Source organism: Mesobacillus sp. (assembly GCF_049588175.1).
In the GTDB taxonomy this organism is placed as follows: domain Bacteria; phylum Bacillota; class Bacilli; order Bacillales; family Cytobacillaceae; genus Mesobacillus.
On sequence record NZ_JBAVFI010000127.1, the window covers coordinates 1 to 1894 of the forward strand.

Below are 1894 nucleotides of genomic sequence, written 5' to 3' on the forward strand. Positions count from 1 at the left end.
TATTAATATTATGGTGAAAATTCACCTGCATGGTAGGTTGGATGGAATGCCTTCCAAAAAATAAGCATCATTTAGATGCTTATTTCAGTTTGTAGACAAAAGGGGTTCGGAATTAAAAAATTCCGAACCCCTTTTGAAATTCTCTTTGAATTTTCGCCTAAAGTTAAGAGATTGGGGCTCTACGAGCCCACTATGTTAGGCCATTTTTGGACCTTGCCATGTCCAATTGGCCATCTTCTTTAAATTAATGGCAGCGAAAGTAAGCATCGCCTGCATCGACAATTTTTTAAGTCCCCTTAAAGTAGTCCAACGCATACCATGCTTTTCTTTTGCATCTGCGAATACACGCTCAATCGTTTCTTTACGTTTCGCATATATAGGTTTTACATCTTGATGATGACGCAGATGATCTGCTTCTTCCACATATGTTTGCCAGATATGCCGTGTCACCACTTTTTGACAGTCTTTGCTTTCTGTACACCGTGATAATGATGAGCATGTTGCACAGATGTGTTTTGGCGATTTGTACTCGCGATAGCCCTCTTTATTTGTTGTTGAGTACTTTAAAGTTTCGCCCGAAGGGCAAAGGTAACAATCAAAATGTTCATCGTATACATAGTCCTGTTTGCGGAAAAATCCTTCTTTGGTGCGAGGACGTGTATAAGGTAAAGCCGGTATGATTTCTTTGTTAAATAGGTAGCTTGTAATCGCTGGTGTTTTATAAGCTGCATCTGCGGCAACGGCTTCCGGTTTTCCAACTTTCTCAATCACTTGTTCAACTAGTGGCTCTAAGATCTGACTGTCATGTATATTCCCAGGTGTTACAATCGTTCCCAATACAAAACCGTTGCGGTCTGCGGCCGCGTGGAATGAATAGGCAAACTGTTTTGTTCGTTCATCTTTCACATAGTAGCCACTCTCAGAATCCGTTGTACTTTCTTTAATCTCTTTGGTCTCTTCTTTATCAAATTTATCTGGTGGAAAAGGCTTTTTTCCATGGTTTTCACGATCTTGATTGATTTCTTCTTGAAGACGTCCTTGATACGCTCGTGTTTCTTTACGAACGATTTTCTTTTCAAATTTCCGTTTATTCGCACTGGCTTTCACATGTGTGGAATCCACGAAAACGTGTTCAGCACTTAATAACTTTTTATTAGCAGCTGTCATTAAAATGCGATAGAAAATCTGTTCAAACAGGTCTGTATCTTTAAAGCGTCGCTCATAATTTTTCCCGAACGTGGAGTAGGAGGTACTTTATCATGGAAACCATAGCCTAAGAACCAACGGTAAGCCATATTAGTTTCAACTTCTTCAATCGTTTTACGCATGGAACGAATACCGAAGGTATATTGAATGAAAGTCAGTTTAACTAAAATAACTGGATCAATACTTGGGCGTCCTACCTCTGAATACATATCTTTCACCAAGTCATAAATGAAAGTGAAGTCAATGGCAGCCTCCATTTTACGAACCAAATGGTTCGGTGGCACCAGTTGATCTAAAGTAATCATTTCAAGTTGATCTCGCTGAATAGAATCATGTTTAGAAAGCATCCTCATCACCTCAAGTTTTAATACTTCTATTTTAAAACAAAAATGACTCCAGGCAAAAGTGTTCTATCTTAAAGGTAAGACAAAGTTGATTGGAACGGAAGGTACGAGACTCCTGCGGGAAAAGCGCGTCTAGGGGAGACCCCGCAGGCGAAAGCCGAGGAGGCTCCCCGACCGCCCGAGGAAAGCGAGTGCCCTACGTTCCAATCAACGTCCAAATTGTACAAGCCATAAAAATAGACAAACTCGATTTTCATCGAGTTTGTCTACAGTCTGGGACTTGCCCAATACGGCAAGTCTTTTTTAGCTTCAAATAAAAACTCTTAAAACATAACATGCTTATG

The 1894-nt window shown here is 40.1% G+C and carries 1 pseudogene; it reads right to left on the reverse strand.

Annotated features, from left to right (window positions below):
* Positions 1 to 195: 195 nt before the first annotated feature.
* Positions 196 to 1553 (reverse strand): annotated as a pseudogene (locus WB217_RS03150) (IS1182 family transposase).
* Positions 1554 to 1894: the final 341 nt, after the last annotated feature.